The organism is Rhizobacter sp. P2_H2 (assembly GCF_056403375.1).
In genome coordinates, this window is record NZ_JBFUFP010000561.1 from 1 (window position 1) to 3,548 (window position 3,548).

A 3,548-nucleotide genomic window follows, 5' to 3' on the forward strand; every position below is an offset into this window, starting at 1 on the left:
TCAATGGGCATGGTGGAAGTCCTTCATCGTGTGGCCGGTGGCTTTCAGCCGGCGGTGGAAATCGTTCGACAGGTCGGCGAGCGTCACCTGGCCGAGCCGTGCCAGCAGCAGCGCCTCGGCTTCCTGGCAGGCGTGGTCGAGCGCGGCGTTGACCGCCTGCTCGACGAGGCAGCCGGGGCTTTCGGTGCGGTTGCCGAACGCGAGCAACCCAGGCGAGCCGAGCGCCGCATGGATGTCGCCGAGCGTCACCTCGTGCAGCGGGCACGACAGCACCCAGCCGCCGCCGTGCCCCTTGGCCGACGCGACGAAGCCGGCTTCACGCAGCCCCGTCATCAGCCGGCGCACGACCACGGGATTCGTCTGCATCGCGCCGGCGAGCGATTCGGAGGTGGCTGGCCCGTCCTGCTCGGCCATGTGCAACAGCACGTGCAGGACGCCGGAAAGCTTGCTGTCTCGTTTCATGCAACATTATGAGTTGCGTGATGTGCGGGGCGCCCGGACCCGGCTCCGAAAACCCCACGCTGCGGCAGGGCAATCCAGCGGGCAGCGTGTCAGCGCCGTGCGCCAGGCGCCCCGGCCGCCGTCACGACGCGGTGCACGAACGCCAGCTTGCGCACCACCGGCTCGGGCATCACGAAGGGGTAGGCGTCGTGCGAGCCGAGGCTGCGCGACATCGCGTTGATGAACTGCGAGATCGGCAGCCAGCGTTCGATCAGGGCCGGCTCGAGGGCGTCGTCGCGCGGCTCCAGGGCCGCCGCGMGCACCGGCTCGCCACCCGGCGATGCGAGCTGCAGGCCCCAGGCCGAGGCGGTTTCCAGGCCGTCCTGCACGTGCAGGTAGTGGGCCCAGCATTCGGCCCAGTCCTCCCACGGGTGCGCGCTCGCGTAGGCGCTGACGAACTGCTGCGGCCAGTCGGCGGGCGGCGCGCCGTAGTGGGCCTGCAGCGCCTGCGCGTAGTCGGCGCGCTCGTCGCCGAACAACGCGCGGAACTCGTCCAGCCACGGCGTGCCGTCGACCAGCAGGTCCCAGTAGTAGTGCCCGATCTCGTGCCGGAAGTGACCAAGCAGCGTGCGGTAGGGCTCGTGCATCTCGGTGCGCGTCTTCTCGCGCTGCGCATCGTCGGCTTCGCGCACGTTCAGCGTGATGGTGCCGTTGTCGTGGCCGGTCATCACGCGCTGGCCGGGCTGCATCTCCGCGAGGAACTCGAACCACACGCCTTGCTCGGGATCGACGGCCTTGCTGCGCACCGGCAGGCCGAGCGACAACAGGCTGTACACCAGCCGGCGCTTGGCCTGCTCGATGCGTTGCCACGACAGCAGGTTGTCCGGTTCGCTGAGCGCCGGCAGGATGTGCGTGGTCTGGCACGAGGTGCACAGCGTCGCGTCGCTTGCGGCCGGCACCATCCAGTTGCAGGCCTGCGCGCTGGTGTAGTTGTGGCAAGGGCGCTGGGCCGCGGCGCCTTCGCGCAAGCGGTTCCAGTGGCCGTCGGCCGCGATCTCGAACGCGCCCATCGCCAGCTCATCCGGCACGAAGCCGAGCACGGCGCCACAGCGCTCGCAGGCCACGTTCTCGAAGAACACGCGCAGTCCGCAGCGCTCGCACGACAAGGTCTTCATGCGGCGAGCATAGGAGTCCGCAGCAGCGCGCTGCTGCGCCGCAGCGCCCGTCGGCGTGTAGGACGAACGCGCATTCGCGGCCCTTCCCCCCAACGAGGGGAGTGGCGGTCCCCCTCACCCTGATGGGCGGGTTTGAGCAACTGTCATGCAAGCTCCACCACAATCGCCGTTCAGGTCCGTGGACACAGAACAGGACCGCAAGGTATCGCAAAAAAAAGGGGAACGGGATGATGTTCACGCTGCGCATGGCGCCCGACTGGGCGGAGCAGGTCCGCAAGATCCGCGAGGCGGTCACCGAAGACACGCACCTGATCCGGGCCGACAACGGCTTCTACCGCGTCTGCCGCGCGGGCGATGCGGGCTTCCAGGTTCGCGTGCAGCCGGGCAGCGGCGCCCGAGGCGTGGAACTGAGGCTGCGCGAGAGCGACCTCGACGTGACGCACATCGACGGCGGGCCGTTCGAGCCCGGCACCGCCCGTGTCGATCCGCGCCGGCTGCAGGCGCCCGCGTTCGACGAGGCGCTGCTTGCATTGCAACGCAGCGCCGGCCCGCAGCGCTTCGAAGCGCAATCGTTGCTGGTGCTGTGCGTGGCCGGATCGCTGCGCAGCGACGTGCTCGCGGCGAAAATCGGCCAGTGGCTGCGCGTCGTGACGACCGGCCTGCCCGGCGCGTCGGCGCAGTTGGCGGTGGGCGAACTGCTGCAGGAGGCGCGGGCCTGGGGCCCGGCCTGCGAATCGATCTTCAATGCGATCACCGGCACCGCGCGCGGCATCGCGCTGAAGCGCCGCGCGGAGCTGACGCCGCTGCAGCGGCATTTCAGCGAACGGGTCGACCTGGCGAAGGTCGAGCCGGGGCTGCAGGCCGCGGCGCGCAGCCTCCAGGTGCTGAAGCGGCCGAAGTGAGCTGAGCCCTCAGGGCACCGCGCGGCAGCCGGTCAGCAGTTCCAGCAGGCGTGACTGGATCGCCTGGCGCGACGACGACTTCGCGAACTCGCTGCGCGCCATCAGCTGCGCGCCGGCCGGCGTCTTGCGAAAGCGGTCGACCGCGGCAATCTCTTCTTCGGTGTACTCGGCGATCGGTGCCGTCAGCGTCTCGCCGGCATCGAGCCGGGCCTGCGTCACGCTGCGCTCGGCGTACTTCCGGCCGGCCGGCGTCGCGAGGAAGGCCTCGATCGCATCGATCTCGGCCGCGCTCCAGTTGTCCTTCACGGCGGTCTCGAAGACGGGGACCAGCGCGCCGGGTTGCAGCGACTGGACGCAGGTGGCGGCGTCGACGGTGATCTTGCCGCCTTGGCGGGCTTCGCGCATCGCGCTCTGCACGCCGAGCAGCGTGGAGCGGGCGAGCAGCGTCGCGCTGGCGGTGGGAGTGGCCGCCCTGCCGGGGATCGCCTGGGTGGCGAGCAGCGCAGCGAAGACGGTGGCAGTCAGGGGGGTGGTGATTCGCATCCGGCGATTTTCCCGCATCCGGCGCGGCCAACGGCAACGCAAGGTAAGCAAGCCGCGTAGGCGGATCCTGCGTTCCGTTCGGCCCGCCGTCCGACAGACTGCGGCCTCGAGGATGAACAGACTTCAGCGATCCACCGCTTGAAGGAGCCGTTCATGAAGACTTCCACCATGTTGCCCACCGTGTTGCGCTCGTTCGCGCTGGCGCCGCTGATCGTGCTGAGCGTCTCCGCCGCCATGGCCGCCGACAGGACGGCCCAGCAGACCGCCCGTGCCCGCTTCGAGCAGGACAGCGCCGTCTGCAACAGCGGCCGCTCGAACCAGGACCGTGCGACCTGCATGCAGGAAGCGCGCGCCGCACTGGCCGCGGCACAGGGCGGCCGCCTGCCGGAGCCGGACCCCAGCCTGGCCCGCAACGCGACCCGGCGTTGCGCCGCGTTGCCGATGGAGGACCGCGCGGATTGCGAAGCGCGCATGCGCGGCCAAGGGA

General features: G+C 70.3%; 5 protein-coding genes. 2 read left to right on the plus strand and 3 right to left on the minus strand.

What is annotated here, in order from left to right:
• Both AC1D15_RS22470 and AC1D15_RS22475 read right to left on the minus strand, forming a co-directional pair.
• On the minus strand, nucleotides 1-462 hold the full coding sequence (locus AC1D15_RS22470; RefSeq protein ID WP_465112801.1) for an Rrf2 family transcriptional regulator: 462 nt from the start codon (nucleotides 460-462) through the stop codon (nucleotides 1-3).
• A gap of 89 nt (nucleotides 463-551) precedes the next feature.
• Entirely contained in the window at nucleotides 552-1,616 is a 1,065-nt protein-coding gene (locus AC1D15_RS22475; protein WP_477827709.1) for a zinc-binding metallopeptidase family protein, read from the minus strand.
• Nucleotides 1,617-1,843: 227 nt separating this feature from the next.
• Between AC1D15_RS22475 and AC1D15_RS22480 the strand changes: the two genes are divergently transcribed.
• Complete coding sequence (locus AC1D15_RS22480; protein WP_477827710.1) at nucleotides 1,844-2,518, plus strand: ribosome-inactivating family protein; 675 nt, start codon at nucleotides 1,844-1,846, stop codon at nucleotides 2,516-2,518.
• A gap of 9 nt (nucleotides 2,519-2,527) precedes the next feature.
• Here the strand turns inward: AC1D15_RS22480 and AC1D15_RS22485 are convergent, their stop codons facing one another.
• Complete coding sequence (locus AC1D15_RS22485; protein WP_477827711.1) at nucleotides 2,528-3,061, minus strand: hypothetical protein; 534 nt, start codon at nucleotides 3,059-3,061, stop codon at nucleotides 2,528-2,530.
• Nucleotides 3,062-3,214: 153 nt separating this feature from the next.
• On the opposite strand from AC1D15_RS22485, the gene AC1D15_RS22490 reads away from it, so the two are divergent.
• A partial coding sequence (locus AC1D15_RS22490) for a hypothetical protein (protein ID WP_477827712.1) occupies nucleotides 3,215-3,548 on the plus strand: 334 nt, incomplete at its 3' end.